A 24,707-nucleotide genomic window follows, 5' to 3' on the forward strand; every position below is an offset into this window, starting at 1 on the left:
GTCATGGACGTCGTCGTGGAGACCTGGCCGAGGGACTGTGGCCGCTTCGAGTTGCTGTCCCGCCTGGGACGCGGCGGCATGGCGGAGGTGTTCCTCGCGCGCGTGAAGGAGGGCCCGAGGGCCGGGGAGCACGTGGCCCTCAAGCGCGTGCGGCCGGAGCGCTCACACGACGACGAGGCGCATGAGCAGCTCCTGCACGAAGCGGAGCTGGCCCGGTGCCTGCGACACCCGCACATCGTCGGCTTCGTGGAGTACGGCGAGCTGTCGGACGGGGGCTACCTGGCGCTGGAGCTGGTGGAGGGGCCTGACCTGGGGCGCGTGCTGGCGCAGTGCCGGCGGCGGCGCATCGAGCTGCCCATCGACATCTCCGTGCTCATCGTCCGGCAGGTGCTGGAGGGCCTGGCGCACGCGCACAAGGCCACGAGCACCACGGGCCGTCCGTTGGGCGTCGTGCACTGTGACGTGTCGCCGCACAACGTGCTGCTGTCGCGCACCGGTGAGGTGAAGCTGGCGGACTTCGGCGTGGCGCGCTCGCGGGCGGGGGTGGCGCTGGATGCGCGGCGCCTGGGCAAGCAGCACTATCGCTCGCCGGAGCTGCTGGCGGGCGAGGTGTCCGTGGCGGTGGACCTGTGGGCCACCGCGGTGCTGCTGTACGAGCTGCTGTCGCTGGAGTCCCCCTTCCCTTCCGGCCCTGGCGAGGAGGTGGAGTCCGCCATCCGTCATGGCCGCGTGAAGCCGGTGCGGATGCAGGTCCCCGAGGTGTCGGACGCGCTCGCGCTGGTGCTGGACCGCGCGCTGGCGCCTCACCCCTCGCAGCGCTTCAGCTCGGCGGAGCAGTTCGCGAGGGCCCTCGCGGCGCTCTCGGATGACCGCGTGGCCACCCCGCTGGCCGTGGCCGCCGTGGTGCGCGGGTTGATGGGCACGGGCGCGTGAGGCGCGGACCTCACGCGAGCTGCTGAACCGCGACGTAGGGCAGGCCCAGGTCTCCCTCCACCACCAGCCGGCTGCGGCCACCGCCCTGCTTCACCACGCGCACCTGCACGCCGATGCGCTCGGCCAGGCCAGAGACGTGGGAGATGATGCCCACCTGGCGCCCCGTGGCCTGGAGCGCGTCCAGCGTGGCCAACGCCACCTCCAGCGTCTCCGGGTCCAACGTCCCGAAGCCCTCGTCGATGAAGAGCGTCTCCACCTGCGTGGTCTCCGAGGACAGCGAGGCCAGCCCCAGCGCGAGCGCCAGGGACACCAGGAAGCTCTCGCCACCGGACAGGCTGGCCACGCCCCGCACCTCGTCGCCCATGTCCCCGTCCACCACCTGGAGGTCCAGGTCATGCCCGGGCACCCGCATCAACCGGTAGCGCCGCGCCAGCTCCTGCAAGTGCGCGTTGGCGTGCAACAACAGCGCATCCAGCGTGAGGCTCTGGGCGAAGACCTTGAAGCGCTTTCCATCATGCGAGCCGATGAGGTCACCCAGCGCCTTCCACACCTCGCCCGCGCGCCTGCGCTCGGCGATGGCCTGCGCCTCGCTGCCGTGACGGGCTCGGGCCGCGTCGTCCGCCTCCAGTCGCGCACGCAGCATCGCCTCCGCACGCCTCCGGACCACCACGTCCGCGCGCAGGCGCTCCCGGGTGGCGGTGGCCTCCTCCTCTGACAGGCGCGGCGGTCCGCTCGCCTCGTGTCCCGTGCGACGCTCGCGACGCTCGTCGTGCACCGCGCGCGCCTGGGCCTGGGCCTCGCGCAGCACGGCCAACGCCCGCGCCTCCGCCTCGCACCACGCGGAATCATTCGCCAGCAGCGCCTTCACCGCGTCCAGCGAGACACCCTGGGCCGCCAGCCGTTGCTCCAATTCCCGCCGGGCGAGCTCCAGCGCCTCTTGCGCCCGAACGAGGTCGCGCGCCGCGTCCTCCGCGCGGGCCTGTGCCACGCCTTCCGCCTGTCGTGCCTTTTCGGCCGACTCGCGCGCCCTTTCGTAGGCCGCCAGTGCTGATGCCTGCTTCGCTCGCAGCTCCGCGCGGACCTCCTCCGTGGGCCGCCCCTCCAGCAGCGCGGCGCGAGCCCGAGCCGCCGCATCCCGGGCCTGCTCCTTGAGCACAGCCTGCGCGGCGTCCTCCTCGGCGCGACGGGCGCTCACCTCCAGCAAGCCCTGGGCGCGGGCGCGGTGTCGCTGCTCTTCGTCCTCGCGAGCCTTCGCCTTCTGGACGATGTCCTCGCGCTCCTTCCACATGGAGACGCGCTTGCCGCACTTCTGCCGGAAGTCCGCGGGAGCGGCCTCCAGCTTGGCCTCCCATCCCGCGTCCGCGGCGAAGATGGGGGACACGTCCGCGAGCACCTGACGCACCGTCGCGTCCGCCGCTTCCACCCTGGCCAGGACCTCCTTCAGCGCGCCCTCCGCTCGCGTGAAGGACTCCTCCGCGCGCCGGAGCGCCTCGGAGGCCACCTCTCGGCGGGTGCGCTGTGCCTCCAGCGCCGCACGCGCCTCGCGCGCCATTCGAGCCAGACCCTCGGCGGCCTCTTCTTCGGCCTTCAGCGCGGACAGCTTCGCCTGGACGTCAGCGACCATCGCCTCCAGCCAGACACCCGCCTCCGGCGCCGAGCCTGTTTCGGGCACCTCATCGCGCGTGACAACTCGAGTCGCAAGGGATGGAACGCTCGCGTCCCGCACACCCTCGGAAGGCACCGCACCCCGCGCTGCCTGGGCATGCGCCCGCCACTGCTCGCACCCATGTGCCCACGCGTCGCGGTGCTCCGCACAGCGGGCCGCCGCGCCCTCACGCCGAGACTTCGCCTGCGTGACTCGCGCTCGCGCCGCCGCCTGCCTCGCGCTCGCGTCCACCTCTTCTCGCGAGCACTCGTTCCGCTCGGACTCCAGCGTCTCCACCCGCGCGGTGGACTCCGCCACCAGCCCCGCCAGGGCGGGCACCTCGTGCCGATACGGATGCTCCGTGGCACCACACAGCGGACACGCCTCACCCTCGCGCAGCAGCGCCCGCTGCGCCGCGTGGCCCTGCGTCGCCTGCGCCACGGACAGCGCACGACGCGCCTCCTTCAACGCCGCTTCACGCTCCAGCCGTCGCAGCCCGGCGTCCCTCACCGCGCCTGACGCGGACTCCGATTCCTCCTGGGCCGCCGTCGCCTCACGCGTGGAAGCTGCCGCCTCCGCCTCGCCCGCGCACAGCCCCTGCCGGGCCGACTCCAGCGCGCGCAGCGTCTCCTGCCTCGCGAGCAGCGACTCGCGCTGCACCCGCCGCTCCACGCCCGTCCCCTCGCCCAGCGAAGCCTCCGCGTGCGTCGCCGCGGCCTGCGCGCGCGCCTCGGCCTCCGCCGCCGAGTCCCGCTCCTGGCGCCTCAGGCGCTCCGCGCCCCGCAGCAGGTCCACGTCCCCGCGCAGCTTCTCCACGGTCGCCCGCGCCGTCCGTCCCTCGCCCAGCGCCACCTCGTACCGCTCCAGCTCGCGCTGCCAGCGCGGCCACTCCCTCGCCAGCGGCTCCCAGTGGGCTTTCTCCGACAACCAGACCCGGGCCCCCTCACCCGCCACCCGCGCGGCCTCCTCGCGGACCGCGACCTCCTCCAACGCCAACCGGGCCTTCGCCGCCTCGGCCTCGGACACCCGCGCCCGCGCCCGCGCCTCCTCCGCCTCACGCGCCGCCGTCGCGCTGCGCGCATCCAGCTCCGCCGCCGCCTCCAACGCGGGCGCAGCCTCCTCCAGCGCCGACTGCGCCTTCTCCCGCCCCTCCTCCGCCACCCGCAACGCCCCCGACAACCCGGCCGTCCGAGCCTTCGCCTCCTCCACCTCCGCGCCACGAGTCCGACGCGCGGCGTCCGCTTCCTCCCACCGCCGCCGCGCCCCCTCCGCCGCAGTCACCGGCCCGCGGAAGGACTCCGCCGCGCGAACCTCCTCCAGCTTCTTCGCCCGAGGCGCAGCCGCCGTCAGGGCCTCCGTCGCTTTCGCCTCCCGCGCCTCCGCCTCCCCCTGCGCGACCACCAGCGCCGCCCGCTCCGCGTGCCACGCCGCCGCGCCCTCCGCCTCCCCCAGTCGCGCCTCCACCTCTTCGCGCGCCTGGGCCTCCTCGACGAGCCGCCCCTCCGCCGCGCCGCGCTCCCCCGCCTCCATCAGCGAAATCGCCGCCAGCCCCTGCTCGCGGCGCATCAGCTCCTCCTGCTCACCCTTGTTCTTCTCGTGGGCGGCCATGGACAGCCGGCTGTACACCTCCGTGCCCGTCATCCGCTCCAGCAGCTCCGCGCGCTCGCTCGCATCCGCCTTCAGGAAGGCCGCGAACTCGCCCTGCGCCAGCAACGCCGAGCGGCGGAACTGGTCGAACGACAACCCCAGCCGCTCCTGGATGGCCGCCAGCACCTCGCCCTTGGTGCGGCCGAACTGCTGCCCCGTGGCCACCTCCGTGAGCGTCATCTCCTGCGGCCGGAAGCGCCCCTCCGCGCGACTGCGCGCCCGCCACACGGACCAGCGCGCCCGGTAGCGCTTCCCATCCTTCCCCTGGAAGTCCACCTCCGCGAAGCCCTCGCCCGCGCCCCGCCGCAGCATCCCGCGCACGTCGTACGCGGACAGCCGCGCCTCCTCCTCCTCGTCCGCGCGACCCACCGGCACCCCACCGCGTCCGCCCAGCCTGGGCGTCCGGTCGAACAGCGCCAGACACAGCGCATCCAGCAGCGTGCTCTTGCCCGCTCCCGTCGCGCCCGTAATCGCGAACAGCCCCAGCCTGTCGAGCGGCGGCCTGTCCAGCTCCAGCGCGAAGTTCCCCGCGAAGCTCGTCAGGTTGTTGCCGCGAATACAGAGGACCTTCATGACGCGTCCTCCTGCACCTGCGTCAGCAGCGTATGGAACGCCTCCAACAACACCTCCGAGGGCGGCTCCTCATAGTCCCGCGCATACCGCGCCCGGAAGACGTCCTCGGGCGTGCGCTCTCGCAGCGACAGCCCCGGGCTCACCTCCGCCAGCGCGCCTCCCGTGCCCGTGTACGCGGGCGTCAGCTTCACCAGCCGGGCCGCGCGCCCCTCCAGCGCCTTCTCCACCTTCTGCCGCAGCGACGGCTCCGGACGGGGCAGCGACACGCAGACCTCCAGATACGGCCGCCGCCACTCCTCCGCGTCCGCCTCCAGCGCCGGCATCGCCTCCAGCAGCGCCAGCACCTCCTCCAGCGTCGCGGCGTCACGCGCCGGCACGCGCACCATCTCCGTGCGACGCGGCACCGGCAGGGACTGCACGCCCTCCAGCTCGGCCCCCTTCAAGTCCACCAGCAACACCTGGTGCCGATACCCCGCCTCCGACAGCGACAACGGCAGGGGCGAGCCGCTGTAGCGCACGCCCTCGCGCCCGCCCACGCGCTGCGCCTTGTGCAGGTGCCCCAGCGCCGCGTACGCGACGTCGTCCGAGAACAACTCCACGGGCAGCGCATGCTGGTTGCCACCGAGAATCTTCCGCTCGCTGAGCACCGACAGCTCCGAGCCCGTCATGTAGCAATGGCCCATGGCCACCAGCGCCTGCCCTGGCTGACGTCGGTGCCGAGCGGCCTCCAGCACCTCCGAGTACACCGCGCGCACGCCCTCCACCAACCGGTCCCCCGCGTCCTCCGCCACCGGCGGCAGGTCCGACGGCCGCAGGTACGGCACCGCCGCCACCCACGCCCCCACGCGCCCCTTCGCGTCGTGCACCGGCACCAGCAGGCGCTCCAGGTTCAGCGCGCCCCGCTCGCGCGGCAGCCCGCCCACCACCTTCACGCCCAGCGCCGCGAACAGCGGGTCTGGCGCATCCAGCCGCGCCGCCGAGTCGTGGTTGCCACCGATGACGACCACGTCCAGCCGGGGCAGCCGCCGTCGGGCCTTCGCGACGAACTGGTACCAGGCCGCCTGGGCCTCCGCGCTCGGGTTGGAGGTGTCGAAGATGTCGCCGGCCACCAGCAGCACGTCCACCGCCTGGGCCTCCAGCGTGTCCAGCAGCCACTCCAGGAACGCGCCGTGCTCCGCCTCCCGCGAGACGTCGTACAGCGTGTGCCCCAGGTGCCAGTCCGACGTGTGCAGCAAGCGCATCCCGCGTTCACCCTCCCTCACCCCACGGCACTCAGGCCGCCCGGCAGCCTCCTCCGGGGAGGCCGCCTGCTCCAAGCGCCGGGCGCCTGCTCCCTTACACGCTCCCTCTGACATGCGGGCAAGCATCTGGAATTTCGCGGCTTTGCGGCCCCACCCGGCCCCCCACGTCCTGCAGGCGCGGTGAACCCCAGAAGGTGACTGGCCGAGCCCGTCCCCTCGGGGAGATGCTTTCCCTCATGGAATCCACGCTCGCCCCATGGCTCGCGCTCCTGGGCATGGGGCTCTTCGTCGTCGTCATCCTCGCCCTCGCGGCCCGGGACAAGCGTCGGCAGCGCAAGGCGTGGCTCGTCTTCGCGACGCGGCGAGGCTGGAGCTTCACCAGCTCCAAGGACTTCATGGAGGTGCAGGGGCTCCACCAGGATCGCCAGCTCTCCCTCCTCACCGAGGTGCGCGGCCGAGGCAAGGGCTCGCACCAGGTGATGGTGCTGCGCCTGGACGTGAGCGACCTCGTGCCCCAGGAGCTGCATCTGGAGACCGAGGGACTGGGCAACAAGTTCCTGAAGCTGTTCGGCGTGCGCGACGAGGAGCTGGGTGACGTAGCGCTGGACTCGGCGCTCGACCTGAAGGGCCTGTCGCCGGAGTCACACGCCCTGCTCACCACGCCCCAGGTGGGCGAACACCTGCTGCGCGCCCACCGTCACTACCAGCGCTTCTCCATCGTCGCCGGACTGCTGGAGGCGGAGTACCAGGGCATCCCCAGCTCCACCGAGAAGCTGGAGACCCATATCGCTCCGGCGCTCGCCCTGGCCGACACCCTGCTTCAGTCGGCCGGGCGAGCACCAGCGCTCAAGGCGCGCGGCCGTCAGTCCTGACGACGGCGGCGGCGCGACATCGCCAGCGCGGCCAGGGCCACCCACGCGAGCGGGCCCACCGGCGCGGCGCCGCAGCCGCAGCCATCATCCTCCCCGGGCGACTGGGGGACGGGGCCGGCGTCGGGCTGCGAACCCGCGTCCGGTGACACGCCCGCGTCCGGTGACACGCCCGCGTCCGGCTCCGAGCCCGCATCTGGAGGCCCCTGCGGTACCAGCGTGCAGTCGCCGTCACCGACGCACACCTTCACCTCGACCTCGTTCCGGTTCCCAGCCGTATCCACCACCGCGAACTTCACCAGGTGGCCACCGGGCGACAGGTCCGTCGTGTCCCAGCGGTTGTGCTCGCCGCCGAAGTGGAAGTGGTTGTCCGTGCGCTCGTCGACGTAGCGCTGCACTCCGTCGACGAAGAACTCCGCGCGCGTGCAACCGGAATCGTCGATGCAGTCGCCGTAGAACTCCGCGGACGCACCCGACACGCGCTCCTCCGCCGTGGGCCGCGTGAGCACCGCGACGGGCGCCTCGTCCTCCTTCACGGTGATGGAGAAGGTCTGCGTCGCGTCCGGGGACACGGTGTTGGCCACGCGCACCACCACTTCCACCGTCATGGCCGTCGTGGGCGTCCAGGAGATGAGGCCCGTGGCCGCGTCGATGGACATGCCCGGCGGCGAGGTGGTGAGCGAGTACGTGGGCGCCGGTCGGCCCTGCGCTTCCACGTCGTAGCGGTACGGATTGCCCACCACCGCGGTGGTAGGGGCCGTGGAGGTGATGACGGGCGCCAGGTTCTGCTGGTCCTCCTCGGTCACCGTGACGGCGCGCGAATCCAGGCCCGGCGCGGACACGGTGAAGGTGGCGACACCGTCCGCGTTGTCGGCGTCCGCGGCGGCGCTCAGCGTGACGGTCTGCGGCGTGTTCCAGTTGGCCGTCGTAAACGTGAGCGAGGCTCCTGATTGCACGGAGAGGTCCGCATCGCCCGCGGTGCGCGCCACGGTGACGGTCACGCTTCTCGCGGGCGCGCGGGTCAGCGACACGTCGAACGTCGCCGTCTCGCCCTCGGTGACGCGCACGTTGCTGGACGAGAGCACGAGCTGCGCGGAGTTGTCCTCGATGGTGGTCGCGAGCACGGACTCGGAGGTCAGCCCGCTCGACGCCACGGTGAAGGTGGCCGTGTCCACGACCGCGTCCGCATCCTCCAGCGCCTCAATCGTCACGACGCGGGGAACGCTCCAGTTCTCCGGCGTGAAGGTGAAGGTGGAGACGCCGGACACGCGCAGGTCGGTGCTGCCACCCGCCGCCTTGAAGGCATCCACGACGACCGGAGCCGAGGGTGCCTCCGCCAGCCGCACGGTGAAGGTGGCCCGGCCGCCTTCCACGACGCGCGGATAGAGTCCGGACACCACCAGACGCTGTCCGGGAGCCGTCGGCACGATGCGGCGCAGGCGTCCGCCGGAGACGCCGATGGTGTACAGCGCCCCGTCCGGTCCCACCGACGCGTCGACATACGCGCTGAAGCTCGACCCCCACAGGTCCACCGTCGCCACGGTGTTGTCCTGCACCAGCGTGACGCGCATGAAGTTGGCGGAGTTGTAGTCGCCGAAGAAGTAGTTGCCGCGGTACTCGTCCGGGAAGAGCGTGGAGTCGTAGAAGACGCCGCCGTTCATGCATCCCCCCAGTTGCTGCGTCTTCGCGGTGCCACCGCCACTGCTGACATCGGGCAAGCCCGTCTGCGTCAGGGTGAAGGTCGTCGCGCTGGGGGTGCTGGCGACGTAGAAGTCCCCGTTGAAGGACACGTCCCCGACGCCTTCGATGGTGAGCTTCTCGCCCTTGCGGAAGCCGTGGGTGCCCGTGGTGGTGAACGTGGCGATACCGCCCGCGCGCACGGCTCCAGTCGCGGCGAGGGAGCGCGTGTCCAGGTTGTTGGTGCGGTACTTGATGACGGGGGTGATGGAGTCGTTTCCGGCCGGTTGGTTGTTCTCGTAGTCGTTGTAGCCGGCGTGATTGCGCCGGTTCACGACGAAGGTCTGCTCGTAGCCGGTGCCCACCACATTGACCCAGAGCAGGCCAGTGCTCGGCTGGAAGGTCAGGGTGAACGGGTTGCGGAAGCCGCGCGCCCAGACGTACTCGTTGTTCGGCCCCACGCCGTCGTTGAACGGGTTGTCGTTGGCGGGCGTGCCATCGCGGTTGGCCCGGTTCACCTTCGCCGCCATCGACGTGAGGTCCGCATCCACGCCGGTGCCGTTCCCCAGGTCGCCAATGGCGAAGTACAGCTTGCCGTCCGGCCCGAAGCCGATACCGCCGCCGTCGTGGTTCTCTCCGCGCGTGGGCAGCCTGGAGACAATCACCGTGCGTGCCGTGCCCGTACCGTTGGAGTCCGTGTAGCGGACAATCTGCTGCTCCGACGCGGAGACGGTGACGAAGACGTAGACGTAGCGGTTGACGATGTAGTTCGGGTCGAACGCGATGCCGATGACGCCGCACTCGCTGTTGGTGTGGACGGCAGGCTCCGTCGCGAACAGGCTCGTCACCAGCGTGGTGTTGCCCGGCTGCGTCGTCTGCGGCAGGCCGTTCACCGTGGAGACGACCCGGATGGCCCCTGACTTGATGGTGACGAACAAGCGTCCGGAACCGTCCGGCGCCCACGCCATGCCCGTGGCCTGGTCCAGGGCGGTCGCCGTGTAGACGGTCTCGGTGAAACCCGTGGGTACAGCGGCCCAGACTGGCGCGGCGAGCAACAGCAGCAGAATCAAGAGTTGGCGCATGGCCCGGAAGATACAGCACGGAGCGCGGGCGCCCTGTCCTTCAATCGGACGCGCCGCGCGGGCTCGCACCCTCACCGATGTCTTTCAGCGAGGCTGTGGCCTTCACTCCCTGATGGCGCCGAGGTACCTACCAGTCGGAGCGAGTGACGCGGTACATGACGGCGGAGCTGAGGGGGCAGTCGAAGAGCTGCTCGAAGGCCTGCCCCCGTGCGCGCAGCAGGTGCTCGGCGGGACTCGCTCGACGCACGCTCACCCAGCGTGGCCGGAGGGCGCGGAGCTTGTCCAGGTACACGCCGTCATTGCCCTCGTGGTTGACGTACTCGACGCGGTTGCGCAGGTCGTCCGTCCAGTACTCACCCAGGAAGGACGTCGCGCTGTCGTAGGCGACCACGTCACCGGGGCGCAGCTCCTGCTCGCGCAGGCGCATCGCGTCCAGCGGCCACAACCAGCCAATCTGCAGACGAATCCGGTCCTCGTCCCGCACGTCCGGCGAGGCGCGCGGGCCCACCGTCGGCAGCACCCGATAGCCCACCGAGGCCTTCGCGAAGGACGCCACGCAGAGGAACGCCGCGAGGGCGGACAGCGGCGCCTGGAGATAGCGCGTGCCCAACTGCCGGTGCAGCACGGCGAACGCGACCAGCCCCGCGGCGGGAAGCGCCAGCGTGAAGCGCCCCCACCACGCCGCGGGCACCAGCACCGCCAGTCCCGCGAGCAGCGGCAGCGACAACCTGAACCAGCGCTCGCGACTGAAGAGGGCGGAGGCGCTCACCCACAGCAGCACGGGCAGGAGCAGGTACGGAAAGAGCCAGCCAAAGGCGCGCTCGCGCACGTCGGGCCAGTACATCCCTTCTTTCGCGCTCCAATTGTCCACCATGCGCTCGAAGGCCCCGGGCGCGCCGAAGAAGGCGGGAGGGCCTGCGATTTCCTCCGCGCCGATGGTGCCCGCCAGCTCGCGGCCCAGCACACGCATGCGCGCGGGCCAGAACGGGTTGCCGGTGCGCGCCGCGTTCTCCACGTACGTGGGCGCGCCCAGCCAGAGCAGCAGCAGCACCGCGAGCCCCGCCTGCCCCAGTGTCCGCCACCTCGCGCCCTTCGCGCGCCACAGCACGAGCCCGCCGCGCACGAGCAGCAGCGGAGACAGCAGCGCGAGGTGGAAGAGGCCCGTCACCTTGGTGCCCGCGTACAGGCCCAGCGCCAGCAGCGTCAGCGTGCGCGCGACGGGACTCCAGTCCTTCTCGGTGAGGAAGTAGAAGGCGGTGATGAACAGCGCGCCCGCCACCACGTCCGCGTGCGAGGTGTGAAGCTGGAGGAACACCGCCGGCAGGGCGAGCCACATCGCGCCCAGTGACGCGGCCAGCGCGGGGCTCGCGCTCGCCCGGCGACAGAGCGCGGCCACCGCGAGCGCGCCCAACAGGCCGAAGGGAACCTGCGACAGGTCATCCAGGCGCGTATGCCGGGGCAGCAGCACGTTCCAGACGGAGAGCAGCTCGGTGAGCTCGGGGTAGCCGTTGACGTACCAGACGGAGGTATCCACCCAGGTGATGCTGCCCGTCTGCACCGCGTAGTTCGTCTTGGGGACGTGGTACCAGACGACGTCCCAGGCCCAGTTGGGGAAGGACCAGGCGATGACGCTGGAGAGCACGAGCGCGCACGCCGCGGGCAGGAGCGCCCAGGCGGCCAGCTCCTGGCGCCGGTAGACGTCGCGCAAGAGCCGCACCGGAGCGCCCACGTCCGCGCGAAGCCGGGCCCACAGCTCCGCGACACCGACGCGCGACACGGCCACCGCGAGCATGGCGCCATGGAGCACGAGCCCCGCGACAGCAAGCTGCACGCGGCCCAGCTGCCCCAGCAGGCCCAGGCCCTGGACGCAGGTGAGGATGCTCGCGGCGCCGAAGAGGAGCGCGGCCATCCAGCGCTCCAACGTGGAGCGCTCACGCAAGAGCGCGGCGGACAGCGCCCAGGCGGCGACCACCACAAGCCACGTCTCCAAGGTCCAAAGCAGCCAGCCCATGCGCGTGACTCAGCGGCCCACGGCGAGGGTGCGCTCGTACAGCGTGCGCACCCGCTCGGCCAGCTCCGCCGCGTCCTGCCCCAGCGACTCCGGCGGCAGGGCCGGCAGCACGCGCACGCGCATGGACGCCCGCGCGTTCATCCACGGGCCGTCTCCGTCGAGCAGCTCCGTCGTGCCCTCCACGACGATGGGAACCACCGGTACATGCTCCTCCAGCGCGAGCTGGAAGGCGCCGCGCTTGAAGGGAAGCCGCTGGCCACCGGTGGCATAGGTGCCCTCCGGGAAGATGAGGACGGGCATGCCCCGGCGCAGCCACTTGCGGCACGGGTCCAGCAGCTGGTGCATGGCGCTGGACGAGCCCCGGACGATGGGCACGTAGGCCAGCAGCGTCATCATCCAGCCCACCAGCGGCAGGTTGAACAGCGAGGCCTTCGCCACGAACTTGTACGGGTGGTTCAGCCCCATGACGGCGAGGATGTCCATGGCGGACTGGTGGTTGACCACGATGACGCACGGCCCCTGGGGCAGGTGCTCCTTGCCCTCGAAGCGCGTGCGCCAGCCCGGGGACAGGTGCAGCCACAGCCAGTGGCACCAGCCACACACCAGCCAGTGCAACATCCGCCGGTCCCGGTCGAAGGGATAGGTGACCAGCAGCAGCAGCGCGCCCAGCGTGAAGAGCACGGGCGCGGTGAGCAGGAAGACGACCCAGAACCAGGCGGTGACGAGGTACTTCATCGAGGAGGGCCAGAAGGCTCGAGGCGAGAGGTCATCATCGGACACCGGACATAGCGTGCCGGGAGGAGGCGATACAGCCACCACCGTCCGGACACGCGCAGACGCCTGCCCGGGGGGCGGGCGTCTCAGGGCGGACGATACCCCGAATGGCACCCGCTGAGCGCATGGGGCGTGGGCCCCGCGACCTTGAGACTGGACGGGGGTGTCTTCGCCTTCACCCGAAAGCTCGGCGCCCATGAGCCGTGCGGCCTCCGAATCCCGCTGTTAGAGCAGCCCTCCCAGGGCCCACGAAAAGGCCCCGGGGCGCGCTTTCGGACGCTCCAGACGTCACGCGCACATCACTGCACGCACTCTGGCTTGCCGCGAGGCGACGGGAGCGGCGTATGGTGGCCGCCCACGAAGTCACTCGGAGGAGGCAGCGGAATGGACGCGCAGGGCCTGCACATCGAGACGCATCCCCGAGAGGGAGACCCGCTCTTGCGCGCCACGCGCCCGGACCCGTGCACGGTGGTGCTCTTCGGCGCGACGGGAGACCTGGCGCAGCGCAAGCTGTTCCCCGCCCTCTTCGAGCTGGCGCTCGCCAACCTCCTGCCGGACCACTTCTCCGTCGTCGCCTTCAGTCGCTCGCAGCTCGACGACGAGGCCTTCCGCACCCACGTGAAGGAGGGGCTGAAGAAGTTCGCGCGCACCCAGCCGCTCGACGAGGCGACGTGGCAGAAGTTCGCCCCGCGCCTGGAGGGCATCTCCGGCGGCTATGACGACCCGGCCGCCTTCCAGCGCCTGCGCGAGCGGCTGGAGCAGGTCGCCCAGCGCCAGGGCACCGAGGGCAACCAGCTCTACTACCTGGCCACGCCCGCCTCCACCTTCCCCCAGATTCTGCACAGCCTGGCCGGCGCCGGGCTGCTCAAGCGCGAGGAGCGCCCCCACGAGAAGCCCTGGCGGCGGCTGGTCATCGAGAAGCCCTTCGGCCACGACCTGGAGAGCGCGCGCGAGCTGAACCGCGAGCTGGCGGCGGTGCTGGACGAGAAGCAGATCTTCCGCATCGACCACTACCTGGGCAAGGAGACCGTCCAGAACATCCTGGTCTTCCGCTTCGCCAACGCCATCTTCGAGCCGCTGTGGAACCGCAACCACATCGACCACGTGGAAATCACGGCGGCGGAGTCCATTGGCGTGGAGGGCCGCGGCGGCTTCTACGACGAGACGGGCGTCATCCGGGACATGGTGCAGAACCACCTGCTCCAGGTGCTCGCGTTGTGCGCCATGGAGCCGCCGGTGTCCTTCGGCGCGGAGGACATCCGCGACGAGAAGAACAAGGTGTTCCGCGCGCTGCGTCCCGTGGAGGGCAAGGAGGTGGCGCGCTCCGTGGTGGCCGGCCAGTACGAGGGCTACCTCAAGGAGAAGGGCGTGAAGCCCGACTCGCGCACGCCCACGTACGTGGCCATGAAGCTCAGCGTGGACTCGTGGCGCTGGGAGGGCGTGCCCTTCTACCTGCGCGCGGGCAAGGGCCTGAAGAAGCGGATGACGGAGGTGTCCATCCACTTCAAGTCGGTGCCCATCGGCCTGTTCTCCGGCGAGGGCGCCACCTGCCAGCGCTTGCAGCCCAACGTGCTCACGGTGCGCATCCAGCCCCAGGAGGGCATCGCCCTCTCCTTCGAGTCCAAGGTGCCCGGCGAGGACGTCAACATCGCGGGCGTCACCATGGACTTCAACTACGAGGAGAGCTTCCAGAAGCCGGTGCCGGAGGCGTACGAGCGACTGCTCCTGGACTGCATGCGCGGCAACGCCACGCTCTTCGCGCGGCAGGACAGCGTGGAGCAGGCGTGGGCCTACGTGACGCCCATCCTCCAGGCCCTGGAGTCCGGCGAGGGAGGCACGGTGCACCCCTACACGGTCGGCAGCACCGGTCCCCAGGCCGCCGCCGCGCTGCTCGCCCGCGACGGGCGACGGTGGACGCAGCTATGACCGGGCTGCCTCCCCGCGTCCTCCCGCCGGAGAACCTGGCCCGGGCCGCCGCCGAGTGGATGGCGCGCTCGCTCCAGACGTCGCTCGCGATGAACCGGCGGGTGAGCCTGGCCGTGTCGGGCGGAGGCACGCCGGGGCCCGCGTACCGGGAGCTGTCGCGCCTGGTGCTGCCGTGGGAGCGGGTGGACCTGTACTTCGTGGACGAGCGCTTCGTGCCGCCGGACGACGCGGACAGCAACTACCGCATGGTGGAGGAGACGCTGATTGCGCCGCTGCGGCTGTCGCCCGCGCAGGTGTTCCGCATGGAAGGCGAGCGCGGGGACCGAGAAGCGGCCGCGCGCGAGTACGAAACAAAGCTGCCGCCGATGCTGAACGTGGTGCTGCTGGGAATGGGAGAGGACGGGCATACGGCCAGCCTCTTCCCCGGCCACCCGGCGCTGGAGGAGAAGAGCCGGCGCGTGCTGTCCGTGGTGGGCCCCAAGCCGCCGCCCTGGCGGATGACGCTCACGATGCCGACGCTGCTGTCAGCGAGCGCGGTGCTGATGCTGGTGGCGGGCGCGGGCAAGCGGGAGACGGTGCACCGGGCGCTCGCGGGGGACCTGGCGCTTCCGGCGGCCCGGGTGACGAATGCGCAGTGGATGTTGGACTCCGCCGCCGCGGGACGGTGAGCGGGCCATCTTCGGAGGAAGCATGAGTGCGGCAGCGAGCGCCCAGACGGGCGCGCAGTTCGGCGTGGCGGGAATGGGCGTCATGGGCGCGGCCCTGGCCCTGAACATCGCGGACCGCGGTTTCCGGGTGACGGCCTGGGACCGGCATCCGGAGCGCATCGACGAGATGCACCAGAAGTACGGGCATCCGGAGGTGAAGGGCACCGCGTCCCTGGAGGAGTTCGTGTCACGGCTGGAGCGCCCCCGGCGCATCCTGCTGATGATTACGGCGGGCGCGCCGGTGGACCAGATGATGGAGCGGCTGTTCCCGCTCCTGTCGCCGGGCGACGTCATCATGGACGCGGGCAACTCCTGGTTCCAGGACACGCGGCGACGCGAGGAGCTCTGCAAGAGCAAGGGCTTTCACTTCCTGGGCATCGGCGTGTCCGGCGGAGAAGAGGGCGCGCGGCACGGCCCGTCCATCATGCCCGGCGGCCCGACGGAGGCGTATGCGCTGGTGAAGCCGGTGCTGGAGGCCATCGCCGCGCGCACGGACGAGGGCCTGTGTGTCACCCACGTGGGGCCGGATGGCGCGGGCCACTTCGTGAAGATGGTGCACAACGGCATCGAGTACGCGGACATGCAGCTGCTCGCGGAGACGTACGACGTGCTGCGCCGGGGCCTGGGCCTGTCGGCGGAGGGCGTGGCGGACCTCTTCTCGCAGTGGAACAAGGGCATCGCCGAGTCCTTCCTCCTGGAGACCAGCATCAAGGTGCTGCGCAAGAAGGACGCGGAGACGGGCAAGCCGCTGGTGGACCTGGTGCTGGACAAGGCCGGGCAGAAGGGCACGGGCAAGTGGACGGTGCAGGTGGCGCTGGACCTAGGCGTGCCGATTCCCTCCATCGCCTCCGCGCTGGACGCGCGCAACCTGTCCTCGATGAAGGACCAGCGCGTGGCGGCGAGCCACAAGCTCAAGGGCCCCTCCGAGGCGCTGTCCGCCGAGGAGAAGGCGCAGCTGGGGGCGTGGGCCCATGACGCGCTGTACGCGGCGCGCGTGGTGACGTACGCGCAGGGCATGCGGCTCATCCAGACGGCGTCGCAGGAGTACAAGTGGAACGTCTCCCTGGCGGAGATGGCGCGCATCTGGCGGGGCGGCTGCATCATCCGCGCGAAGCTGCTCACCCCGCTGCGCGAGGCCTTCACGCGCCAGCCGGAGCTGCCCAACCTGCTCGTGTCGGACGCCTTCGCGCCGGTGCTCGAGAAGCTGGCGCCGTCGTGGCGCAAGCTGGTGGGCACGGCGACGAAGCTGGGCATCCCCATCCCCGTGTTCAGCTCGTCGCTGGCTTACATGGACAGCTACCGCAGCGCGGAGCTGCCGCAGAACCTCACCCAGGCCCAGCGTGACGACTTCGGCGCGCACACGTACCAGCGCCGGGACAAGCCCGACGCCGGCTTCGTGCACTCGGACTGGAGCAGCTAGCCAGGCGTTGGAGCCGGGGTGACGTCCTCACCCCGGCTTCGGCGGCGTGGCGCGCAGCTCCGCGCGGCGAATCTTGCCGCTCACCGTCTTGGGCAGCTCGGTGACGAACTCCACCTCGCGCGGGTATTTGTACGGCGCCGTCGTGCGCTTCACGTGCTCCTGGAGTTCCTTCGCCAGCTCCTGTGACGGCGTGAAGCCCGGCGCCAGCACCACGTAGGCCTTCACGCGCTGGCCAATCTTGTCGTCCGGCACGCCAATCACCGCCGACTCCGCCACGGCGGAGTGCTCCAGCAGCGCGGACTCCACCTCGAACGGGCCCACGCGGTAGCCGGACGTCTTGATGACGTCGTCCGCGCGGCCCACGAACCAGAAGTAGCCCTCCGCGTCCCGCACCGCCCTGTCCCCGGTGACGTACCAGTCACCCCGGCGGCAGGCCGCGTTGGCCGCGTCGTCACCCAGGTACTCCTGGAACAGCCCCACCGGGCGCTCCGGCGCCACGCGCACCGCGATGTCGCCCTCCTGGCCGTCCTTCACCTCCTGCCCGGCCTCGTCGATGACGCCCACGGTGAAGCCAGGGGACGGCTTGCCCATGGAGCCCACGCGCGGCTCCACCGAGGGGAACATGCCCACCACCACCACCGTCTCCGTCTGCCCGTAGCCCTCGCGGATGTGCAGCCCCGTGGCCGCCATCCACGAGTCGATGACCTCCGGGTTCAGCGGCTCGCCCGCGCTCACCGTGTGGCGCAGCGCCGTCAGGTCCACGGCCTGGAGGTCCTGGAGCACCAACGCGCGCCACGCGGTGGGCGGCGCGCAGAAGGTGGTGACGCGCTGGGACTCCAGCACCTCGAGAATCTTCGCCGCGTCGAAGCGGCCCCGGAAGTCGTAGACGACGTTGCACGCGCCCTGGCTCCACGGCCCGAAGAGCTTGCCCCAGGCGCACTTGGCCCAGCCCGTGTCACTCAACGTCAGGTGCCGGTCCTCCGGCGTCAAATCCAGCCAGTAGCGCCCGGTAATCACGTGGCCCAGGCCGTAGCTGGCGTGCGTGTGCAGCACCATCTTCGGCATGCCGGTGGTGCCGGACGTGAAGTAGATGAGCAGCGGGTCCTCCGCCCGAGTGGGCGCGAAGGCCTGGCCATGCGCGGCGGTGCCCATGGTGCCCGCCTCGTAGGAGACCCACGGCTCGGGCGCGCCCTTGCCCACCGCGACCCAGGTCTCCACGCGGCCCGTTCCCGCGAGCCCCTCGAAGCGGTCCAGGCAGCTCATGTCCGCGATGACCGCGTTGGCGTCCGCGGCCACCAACCGGTAGCGGATGTCCTTGACGGTGAGCATGGGCGTGCCGGGCATGAAGACGATGCCCACGCGGATGCAGCCCAGCACCAGGAACCACCACTCCGGTATCCGGGGCATCATGATGAAGACGCGGTCGCCCTTCTTCAGCCCCAGGCCCGTGAGGAACTGCGCGGCGTGAATCGAGCGCTGCCGCACGCCCTGCCACGTGAAGCGCTGCTCGCGCCCGGACTCGTCGGACCACAGGAGCGCCAGCGACTCCGGGCGCTCGGTGGCGTGCCGGTCCACCACGTCGGTGGAGAAGTTGAAGTGCTCGGGCCGCTCCCACTTGAAGTCCCGGTGGGTGGCCGCGTAGTCGCTCATGTTGCGAGGCGCGAACTCAGGCATGCGGGCGAGCCTGCCACGCACCCGAGGACACCGGACTCGGCGCGTGCCCGCGTTCGCACGGTGGACAACAGCGCGGCAGCCAGGCTGACGGCACGCGGCGGGCACCCCTCCACGAGTGACCTCCGCTCCAACACCGCGCAAAAGTCCCGGGCCCGGAAGTGACGACTCCCTCCAAAATGCGAAGGGGCCGGCCCTGATGGACCGACCCCTCGACGGCTTCAGGCTCCGAAGCGACGGCTCAGTTCAGCTCCATGCACGGGACGATGTTGCCCAGCCCGTTGCACGTCAGCATCGCGTCCATCAACTGCTTCTCCGCCAGCGCCGTGTGGCCGGCGGCCAGCTCGCGGCGGATGCCCTCACGCTCGGCCAGCAGGTGAAGCCACGGGTCCGGCGTGCCCTCGGCGAAGCCCTTCAGCGCGCTCAGCGCCGTGGCGTCCACCACCGCGCTCCCCGTGTGCACCAGCGCCCCGAAGTAGATGTCCCGCTCCCCCGAGCGACGCAGCGACTCCAACAGCGCCGTGGCGTCCTTCTTCGTCTCGCGCTCCCTCAGGAGCCCCGCATACCCCTGCGCCAGCGGCGCCCTCGCGGCGAAGTCCCGCGTCGCCACCTGCCGCACGTAGTCCTGCAGCACCGAGCCCCCACCCAGCGTGTCCAGCTCCTTCGCGAGCGGCAGCAGCGCCTCCACGCCCTCCTTCGAAGTCACGGTGCGGACCGCCTCGTACAGCGCCGCGCGAGCCACCACCGGCCGCTGCGCGAGCTGCTTCGCGTCCCAGGGCGCATCCCCCGTCAGCGTCAGCCACGCATCCGTGACTTGCCGCCGCCACCGCACGCGCTCCTCCGCCAGCTGCGTGCGCAGCTCCGCGGCCATCCGCCGGGCCTCCGCGCTCCAGCCCTCCTCACCCAGCGAGGCCACGGTGTCGAACGACGCCGCCGCGCGGTCCAGCAAGTCCCGCTCCCGCAGCACCAGCGCGCGGTTCCACAGCGCCTGCGCGTGGTTCGGGTTCTGCCGCAGCGCGCTCGTCAAGAGGCCCAGGGCCTCCTCGTACCGCTGCCGGCTCAGCGCGACGACGGCCTGGTCGTTGGCCTTGTCCGCGGACTCCGCCTCCCGGCCCAGGAACGCCTCCGCCTGCTGCCAGTCCCCGCGCAGCGCATACGCCGCGGCGATGCCCCGGAAGTCGTGCCGCTCCTCCAGCTCCGCCAGCGGCCTGAGCGGCAACATCTCCGTCGCATGGCTGGTGCCGCGCATCGGGCTGTAGGGGAGGAAGCGGTCCGCCTTCGGGTGGCTCAACCGCGCCTCGAAGGTGCGGGAGTCCGCGCTCGAAAGCCATACCTCGCCCGGAATCTCCGGCGGGGCCTGAAAGCGGATGAACACCGTCGCCAGGCCCGCCGCCATCGCCAGCGGCAGCGCCGTGCGGTAGACCTTCTGGAGCCTGGCCCGCAGCGGCAGCACCTTCGCGGTCACCGGCTCCACCACCTCGGGCGACTCGGCCACCGGCGCGGCGCCTCCCAGCGCCCTCGCGGCCAGCAGCTCCAGTTGCAGCAAATCCCTCAGCCCCGACTCACACTCCGAGCACCGCGTCAGGTGCTGGCGAAAGGCCTCCGCCTCCGTGGCGGACAGCTCTCCGTCCACGAAGAGGTGCAGTCGGTTGTTGGTGCATGGCGTCGTCATGAGCTCGTTGCCCCCCGCTCCCGGGCCACCGCTACCTGTGGCAGCAGCAAGTCCTTCAGGTCCCTGCGCGCCAGGGTGAGCCAACTGCCCACCGTGCCCACGGGAACGTTGAAATGCTCGGCGATGGCGTTGTAGCGCTTGCCCTCGGCGTGCAGCCGGTAGGCGTCGCGCAGGTGCGGCTTCAGCCGCTCCACCGCTTTCTGGAACTCCTCGGTGCTGACCAGCTCCCAGTTCTCCTGGGCCTCCCCCTGCGCCACCCCCTCCTGAACCAGGGCCAGGTGTGGCATCCCCCGCGACTCCGTGCGCTGCCTGCGGCAATAATCCAGGAAGCGGTTGGTCATCGTCGTGCACAGCCACGCCGCCGCCGCCGCGTCCGTCCGGTCCTTCAACGCCTCGAATTCGTTCATCGCCCGCTCGAAGGTCTCCTGGACCAGGTCCTCCGCCTCCAGGCTGGAACGGGCGGACAACCGGCGCGCCAGACCCAGCAGGCTGGGCCGGTGCTGTCGGATGAACGCTTCGTAGCGCCTCCGCTCCCGGTTGAAGAGATTTGCCATGTTGTCCTACATGCTCGCGCGGCAGGTTTCCCAGTCAAAGACGCGAAGGCGCCCGTTCCTTGAGAAAAAAGTGCAAGGACACAGACAAGCAAATGCCCGGAGGGGGGTCATTCCCGTCCGGGCATGGATCTCCAGGGGTGGGGTGCGGGCCCCGCCGCTGGTGAGGGAGGCGGCCTAGCGGGGCTCCGGAGCGGAGGCCAGGGCGGGGGTGGACGGCATCGGCAGAGGCTTGCGCTGGCGCTGAACCCCCACCTCGGTGGCGCAGTCCACGTAGTTGTTCTTCACGTGGGCGTCCGCGGCACTCGACTCGACGACTTGGACACTCGGGGACTGCTTGGAACCGGGCGTCATGCGCTCGCTCCTCGTGCTGGGATACAGGCAGCACGTACAAGTTGCTGGTGGATGAAACCTTGAAGCTGTCGCCGTCCTTAACATGCTCCGCCGCGTTGCCGTGAGAGGGCGGGGGGTGGTTTGAGTCATGAAATCCAAGGATTTCTAAATGAGCGCGGATACGTCCCGGTTGGCTTTGGAGTGGCAGGTCTGGCTGGTGGAGAACCTCGCGCTGGGAGTGACGCGGGAGGAGGCGTGTCGCGCATTGATGGGCGTGGGCGTGACGGAAGACGTGGCGAAGGAAGAGGTGGCGCGCGTGGAGGCGCACCCGTTCTTCCAGGCGTGTCAGCGGTTGGGGCGGCGCTACGGCTGGCTGGAGTCCGTGATGGATGTCTACAGCACGCTGCACCGGCAGTCGGGCGGGCATGCGGCGCTGGAGCGGCGGGAGGCGTTGAGCGCCGACGAGTTCTTCACGCGCTACTACTTCGGGCACCGGCCGGTGGTGCTGACGGGGCTGATGAAGGACTGGCCCGCGCTTACGCGCTGGACGCTGCCGTACCTGGCGGAGCGCGCGGGGGACGCGCAGGTGGAGGTGATGACGCGGCGGGAGTCGAACCCCGACCACGCGCCCGAGCCGGAGAAGCACCGCGAGACGATGCGCTTTTCCGACTACGTGCACCGCGTGGCGACGGGCGGCGCGACGAACGACTACTACATGGTGCCGCGCAACGAGAACTGGCAGCGCGACGGCCTCAAGCCGCTGCGCGACGACGTGCGCGCGCCCCAGGGCATCATCGACGCGCAGCTCCGGCCAGACATGATGACGCTGTTGTTGGGCCCGGCGGGCACCGTCACCCCGCTGCACCACGACAACATGAACGTGCTGCTGGCGCAGGTGATGGGGCGCAAGCACATCAAGCTCATCCCCTCCTTCCAGCGCCACCTGATGTACCCGCGCTACGGGACGTTCAGCCACGTGGACGCGGCGCGGCCGGACGCCGAGCGCTTCCCGCTGTACTCGGAGGCGCACGTGGTGGAGGCCGTGCTGGAGCCCGGGGAGCTGGTCTTCATCCCCGTGGGCTGGTGGCACTGGGTGCACGCGCTCGACGTGAGCGCGTCCGTCACGTTCCACCACTTCCTCGTGCCCCAGGGGAACACGTACCTGCCCACGCCCCTCTGAAGCGGGGTCGGGCTCAGTCGGACGTCTCCACCAGCAGCACGTGGTGCGTCCAGCTGTTGCGGGCGTCGCGCGAAAGCCACTGCTGGCGCTCGTCGCGCAGGGCCACCGCGGGCGCGGTGCCTGCCCGGATGCGCTGGCGCACGCCGTCGAAGAAGCGGCCCGCCGCGTCGGGGATGTCCACGGTGGAGGCGAGCACCGCGCGCGCGCCCGCCTCGATGAAGGCGGCGGGCAGGCTGAAGGGCTCGTGCGTCGTCGTGGAGGCCAGCCGGCCCGCGCTGCACGCCGCGAGGAAGACGAGCGGCGAGCCCGCAAGCTTCGTCTGCCGGACGATGTCCGCCGTCAGCGCGTAGCGGCCGTTGCCCTCGGGAGAGAGCACCACCAGCGAGGCGTCGGAGAGGACGGGGTCGCTGATGCCGTGCGCGTGAATCTCGATTTCCGTCGCGTCCGACATGCGCGAGAGCACCCGAGAGGGCGTGGCGTCGGAGCCCGACAGCAGCTCCAGCGCCGGGGGCGGCGGCTCGGGCGGCGGCGTCCAGGTGGGCAGCCGGGGCAACTGCAGCAGCGCGGGCGCCTCCACGCTGGAGACGACCAGCCTCCGGGACGCGGGCGCGCCGACGGAGGGCGGCACGGTGCGGCCCATGCGGAAGCTCCAGGGCTGCTCCGAGGGAAGCAGGTCCGTGCGCCCGAAGACAGGCGCCCAGGCCAGCACGTCCACCTGGGGGCAGCCTCGCAGCGCCTGCCGCACCCGCTCGGGGACGAGCTGCGCGCTGGGGCTCTCGGCGAAGGGCACCTTGCGGTCTCCCTGATAGTCGCCCACCAGCTCGCCGTTCGGTCCACGCGCGACGGCCACGGAGCGCTCGCTGTGCACGGCGGCGGCCAGCGCGCACTTCGTGGGCACCTGCGTCTCCAGCTGCGCGGCCATCAACTCCAGCACCCGCGCGTAGTCGCCGGTGCGCCCGGCATCGGTGACGAGCGAGGAGTAGCTCAGCGTCCACGACTCGCGCGCCAGCACGTCGGTGGACGGCAGCTTCCGCGCGTCCTCGATGGTGCGCGTGAGCAGCTCCACGCCCCGCGCGTGCTCCCGGTCCAGCGCGAAGCGGCCCTCGATGTAGCGCGCGTACACCGCGTCGCCGGGCATCGGGTTGTTGACCCGCGCGACGTCGAACACCTGGCGCAGCCGCTCCGCGTCCTTCGGGTCCGGCCGCGCGCGCGCCATCTCCGCGAACGTCGCTCCGAACATCAGGTCCAACGGCGCCTGGGGACACGCGGCGGCGGCGGCCAGCGACTCACGCGCGGCCTCCGGACGCAGCGCCAGGTAGTACGTGTGGGCCCGATTGATGTGCGGCCAGTAGCAGGTGTCGATGATGCGACCGCCGCGCGCGGACCACTCCTCCACGTAGGCGATGGCGCTGGAGAAATCGCCGCGGTCTCTCGCGATGTGGTTGAGGTTCTCCAGCGCCGTCAACTCCAGCTCCCACTCCTGGAGCTGGCGCGCCCAGGACCAGGCGGTGCGCGTGTGCTGCTCGGCCTCCGTCAGCCGCCGCAGGTCCGCGTAGAGGATGCCCAGGCGGATCTCCAGCTCCACGCAGCGCGTGGAGAAGGCGCCCTCGCGGCAGCGCTGGAGCGCGTTGAACAGGCGCTGCTCGGCCTTCCACCACTCGCCGTCCGCCGTCTCCTTGCGCGCCTGCTCGCGCTCCAGGAAGAGGTTGAACCAGGAGTCCTGCTCGCGCTGGGCGCGAGACACCAACTCCGGCAGGTAGCGCAGCGCGGCCTTGTTGTGCAGCGCCAGCCCCACGAAGAGGTCGTCCTCCCCCGAGGCCCGCACCGACTCCACCAGCGACTCCGGCGCGCTGACGCGCTTGCGCACCAGCTCCGCGTAGCCCTTCGCCAGCTCGCCCCGGCGCACGAAGTCGCGGGAGGCGACGCGCGTCACGTAATCCACGAGCGAGGAGCCCCCCTGGATGCGGTCCAGCTCCCGCGCCAGCGGCATCAGCGCCAGCACGCGCTCCTTGGACGACGCCGCGCGGACCACGTCATAGAAGTGCTGTCGCACGACGCCCGGACTCTGACGCGCCTCCTGGAGCGGCAGCGGCGCCTGGGCGTCGTCCATCAGCGCCAGCGTCGCGTCGCGCGCGCCACGCCACCTGCGGGCCCGCTCCTGCGTCTCCTCGCGCAGCGTCAGCGCGTGCGCCTTCGCCTCGCGACTCCACCCCTGCTCACCGAGCGCGGCCACCTTCTCGAAGGTCTCCGCCGCCTTCATGGTGAGGCCCATGTCGCGGAGCACCAGCGCGCGGTTCCACAAGGCCTGCGGGTGCTGGGGCTTCGACGCCAGCACGCCGTCCAGCAGGCGCAGCGCCTGCTCGTGCGCTCCCTTTGCCAGGTGCACGGCGGCCAGGTCGCTGTCGCGGTCCGGCGACGCGGTCATCCGCTCCAGGAAGGAGCCGGACTGGTTCCACTCGCCCTGCAGGCCATACGCGGCGGCGATGCCCGCCCAGTCGCCGTCCTCCTCCAGCCGGGCCAGCTCTTTCAGCGGGATGGGCTCGGGAGGAATGAGACAGCCGCCGGCGGAGACGCGCGGGCGATAGCGGTCGGCCTCCGGATAGGTGAGTCGGGCCTCGATGCGCGCGGATGCCCGGCGCTCGGCCCAGAATCGCGCCTCCACCCCGTTCCCCCCGGACGGCGTGCGCGCGAGCAGGAAGGTGACAACGAGCACGGGCGCGGCCAGCGCCAGGACCAGGGCCTTGTCGTACGTCGATTTCAACATGCTGCCCCCTCGGGCAACTCCCCCAAGCAGC

16 protein-coding genes are annotated in these 24,707 nt (G+C 71.2%); 6 read left to right on the plus strand and 10 right to left on the minus strand.

Annotated features, from left to right (window positions below; genetic code table 11):
- The first annotated feature begins 3 nt into the window (after positions 1-3).
- On the plus strand, positions 4-933 hold the full coding sequence (locus LZ199_RS18840; RefSeq protein WP_253995103.1) for a serine/threonine-protein kinase: 930 nt from the start codon (positions 4-6) through the stop codon (positions 931-933).
- 10 nt (positions 934-943) lie between these two features.
- On the opposite strand, the gene LZ199_RS18845 is transcribed toward LZ199_RS18840, so the two are convergent.
- Both LZ199_RS18845 and LZ199_RS18850 read right to left on the minus strand, forming a co-directional pair.
- Positions 944-4,798 (minus strand): AAA family ATPase, encoded by a 3,855-nt coding sequence (locus tag LZ199_RS18845; protein WP_253995104.1) that lies wholly within the window; start codon positions 4,796-4,798, stop codon positions 944-946.
- Positions 4,795-6,039 (minus strand): exonuclease SbcCD subunit D C-terminal domain-containing protein, encoded by a 1,245-nt coding sequence (locus LZ199_RS18850; RefSeq protein WP_253995105.1) that lies wholly within the window; start codon positions 6,037-6,039, stop codon positions 4,795-4,797. The genes LZ199_RS18845 and LZ199_RS18850 overlap by 4 nt, the downstream gene beginning before the upstream one ends.
- A gap of 236 nt (positions 6,040-6,275) precedes the next feature.
- On the opposite strand from LZ199_RS18850, the gene LZ199_RS18855 reads away from it, so the two are divergent.
- Positions 6,276-6,911 carry a hypothetical protein gene (locus LZ199_RS18855; RefSeq protein WP_253995106.1) on the plus strand — a complete coding sequence of 212 codons (636 nt, stop codon included), beginning with the start codon at positions 6,276-6,278 and terminating at the stop codon, positions 6,909-6,911.
- On the opposite strand, the gene LZ199_RS18860 is transcribed toward LZ199_RS18855, so the two are convergent.
- From LZ199_RS18860 to LZ199_RS18870, 3 genes are all read right to left on the minus strand, one after another.
- Entirely contained in the window at positions 6,902-9,667 is a 2,766-nt protein-coding gene (locus LZ199_RS18860) for a PQQ-dependent sugar dehydrogenase (protein ID WP_253995107.1), read from the minus strand. The two genes, LZ199_RS18855 and LZ199_RS18860, sit on opposite strands and share 10 nt — an antisense overlap.
- Positions 9,668-9,794: 127 nt before the next feature.
- Entirely contained in the window at positions 9,795-11,678 is a 1,884-nt protein-coding gene (locus LZ199_RS18865) for a hypothetical protein (protein ID WP_253995108.1), read from the minus strand.
- Positions 11,679-11,687: 9 nt separating this feature from the next.
- Entirely contained in the window at positions 11,688-12,413 is a 726-nt protein-coding gene (locus LZ199_RS18870) for a lysophospholipid acyltransferase family protein (protein ID WP_253995109.1), read from the minus strand.
- 423 nt (positions 12,414-12,836) lie between these two features.
- Here LZ199_RS18870 and zwf point away from each other — a divergent pair, with 423 nt between their 5' ends.
- Genes zwf through gndA form a run of 3 tightly spaced genes read left to right on the plus strand, consistent with a single transcriptional unit; the run spans position 12,837 to position 16,505 of the window.
- Positions 12,837-14,378, plus strand: a complete 1,542-nt coding sequence (gene zwf, locus LZ199_RS18875; protein WP_253995110.1) for a glucose-6-phosphate dehydrogenase — start codon at positions 12,837-12,839, stop codon at positions 14,376-14,378.
- Positions 14,375-15,046: a 6-phosphogluconolactonase gene (pgl, locus tag LZ199_RS18880; RefSeq protein WP_253995111.1), complete on the plus strand. Its 672-nt coding sequence runs from the start codon at positions 14,375-14,377 to the stop codon at positions 15,044-15,046. The genes zwf and pgl overlap by 4 nt, the downstream gene beginning before the upstream one ends.
- 22 nt (positions 15,047-15,068) lie before the next feature.
- Complete coding sequence (gene gndA, locus LZ199_RS18885; protein ID WP_253995112.1) at positions 15,069-16,505, plus strand: NADP-dependent phosphogluconate dehydrogenase; 1,437 nt, start codon at positions 15,069-15,071, stop codon at positions 16,503-16,505.
- A 27-nt stretch (positions 16,506-16,532) separates the two neighbouring features.
- On the opposite strand, the gene LZ199_RS18890 is transcribed toward gndA, so the two are convergent.
- From LZ199_RS18890 to LZ199_RS18905, 4 genes are all read right to left on the minus strand, one after another.
- The gene (locus tag LZ199_RS18890) at positions 16,533-18,179 is read right to left on the minus strand and encodes an acyl-CoA synthetase (RefSeq protein WP_253995113.1); all 1,647 of its coding nucleotides are present in this window, start codon (positions 18,177-18,179) and stop codon (positions 16,533-16,535) included.
- 238 nt (positions 18,180-18,417) lie between these two features.
- Positions 18,418-19,848 carry a zf-HC2 domain-containing protein gene (locus tag LZ199_RS18895; protein WP_253995114.1) on the minus strand — a complete coding sequence of 477 codons (1,431 nt, stop codon included), beginning with the start codon at positions 19,846-19,848 and terminating at the stop codon, positions 18,418-18,420.
- Entirely contained in the window at positions 19,845-20,402 is a 558-nt protein-coding gene (locus tag LZ199_RS18900; RefSeq protein WP_253995115.1) for an RNA polymerase sigma factor, read from the minus strand. Before LZ199_RS18900 ends, LZ199_RS18895 begins: the two co-directional genes overlap by 4 nt.
- Positions 20,403-20,576: 174 nt before the next feature.
- Positions 20,577-20,753 carry a hypothetical protein gene (locus tag LZ199_RS18905; protein ID WP_163869481.1) on the minus strand — a complete coding sequence of 59 codons (177 nt, stop codon included), beginning with the start codon at positions 20,751-20,753 and terminating at the stop codon, positions 20,577-20,579.
- Between the two features lie 148 nt (positions 20,754-20,901).
- On the opposite strand from LZ199_RS18905, the gene LZ199_RS18910 reads away from it, so the two are divergent.
- Entirely contained in the window at positions 20,902-21,912 is a 1,011-nt protein-coding gene (locus LZ199_RS18910) for a cupin-like domain-containing protein (protein ID WP_253995116.1), read from the plus strand.
- 13 nt (positions 21,913-21,925) lie between these two features.
- Here LZ199_RS18910 and LZ199_RS18915 read toward each other — a convergent pair whose 3' ends face one another.
- On the minus strand, positions 21,926-24,676 hold the full coding sequence (locus LZ199_RS18915; RefSeq protein WP_253995117.1) for a CHAT domain-containing protein: 2,751 nt from the start codon (positions 24,674-24,676) through the stop codon (positions 21,926-21,928).
- Positions 24,677-24,707 lie beyond the last annotated feature (31 nt).

The organism is Myxococcus qinghaiensis, from assembly GCF_024198215.1.
GTDB lineage: Bacteria > Myxococcota > Myxococcia > Myxococcales > Myxococcaceae > Myxococcus > Myxococcus qinghaiensis.

Bases quoted from the DNA above. Each gene is read 5' to 3' on its own strand.
- LZ199_RS18840 (WP_253995103.1), top strand. From the start codon at position 4: ATGGACGTCGTCGTGGAGACCTGGCCGAGGGACTGTGGCCGCTTCGAG.
- LZ199_RS18845 (WP_253995104.1), bottom strand. From the start codon at position 4,798: ATGAAGGTCCTCTGTATTCGCGGCAACAACCTGACGAGCTTCGCGGGG.
- LZ199_RS18850 (WP_253995105.1), bottom strand. From the start codon at position 6,039: ATGCGCTTGCTGCACACGTCGGACTGGCACCTGGGGCACACGCTGTAC.
- LZ199_RS18855 (WP_253995106.1), top strand. From the start codon at position 6,276: ATGGAATCCACGCTCGCCCCATGGCTCGCGCTCCTGGGCATGGGGCTC.
- LZ199_RS18860 (WP_253995107.1), bottom strand. From the start codon at position 9,667: ATGCGCCAACTCTTGATTCTGCTGCTGTTGCTCGCCGCGCCAGTCTGG.
- LZ199_RS18865 (WP_253995108.1), bottom strand. From the start codon at position 11,678: ATGGGCTGGCTGCTTTGGACCTTGGAGACGTGGCTTGTGGTGGTCGCC.
- LZ199_RS18870 (WP_253995109.1), bottom strand. From the start codon at position 12,413: ATGAAGTACCTCGTCACCGCCTGGTTCTGGGTCGTCTTCCTGCTCACC.
- zwf (WP_253995110.1), top strand. From the start codon at position 12,837: ATGGACGCGCAGGGCCTGCACATCGAGACGCATCCCCGAGAGGGAGAC.
- pgl (WP_253995111.1), top strand. From the start codon at position 14,375: ATGACCGGGCTGCCTCCCCGCGTCCTCCCGCCGGAGAACCTGGCCCGG.
- gndA (WP_253995112.1), top strand. From the start codon at position 15,069: ATGAGTGCGGCAGCGAGCGCCCAGACGGGCGCGCAGTTCGGCGTGGCG.
- LZ199_RS18890 (WP_253995113.1), bottom strand. From the start codon at position 18,179: ATGCCTGAGTTCGCGCCTCGCAACATGAGCGACTACGCGGCCACCCAC.
- LZ199_RS18895 (WP_253995114.1), bottom strand. From the start codon at position 19,848: ATGACGACGCCATGCACCAACAACCGACTGCACCTCTTCGTGGACGGA.
- LZ199_RS18900 (WP_253995115.1), bottom strand. From the start codon at position 20,402: ATGGCAAATCTCTTCAACCGGGAGCGGAGGCGCTACGAAGCGTTCATC.
- LZ199_RS18905 (WP_163869481.1), bottom strand. From the start codon at position 20,753: ATGACGCCCGGTTCCAAGCAGTCCCCGAGTGTCCAAGTCGTCGAGTCG.
- LZ199_RS18910 (WP_253995116.1), top strand. From the start codon at position 20,902: ATGAGCGCGGATACGTCCCGGTTGGCTTTGGAGTGGCAGGTCTGGCTG.
- LZ199_RS18915 (WP_253995117.1), bottom strand. From the start codon at position 24,676: ATGTTGAAATCGACGTACGACAAGGCCCTGGTCCTGGCGCTGGCCGCG.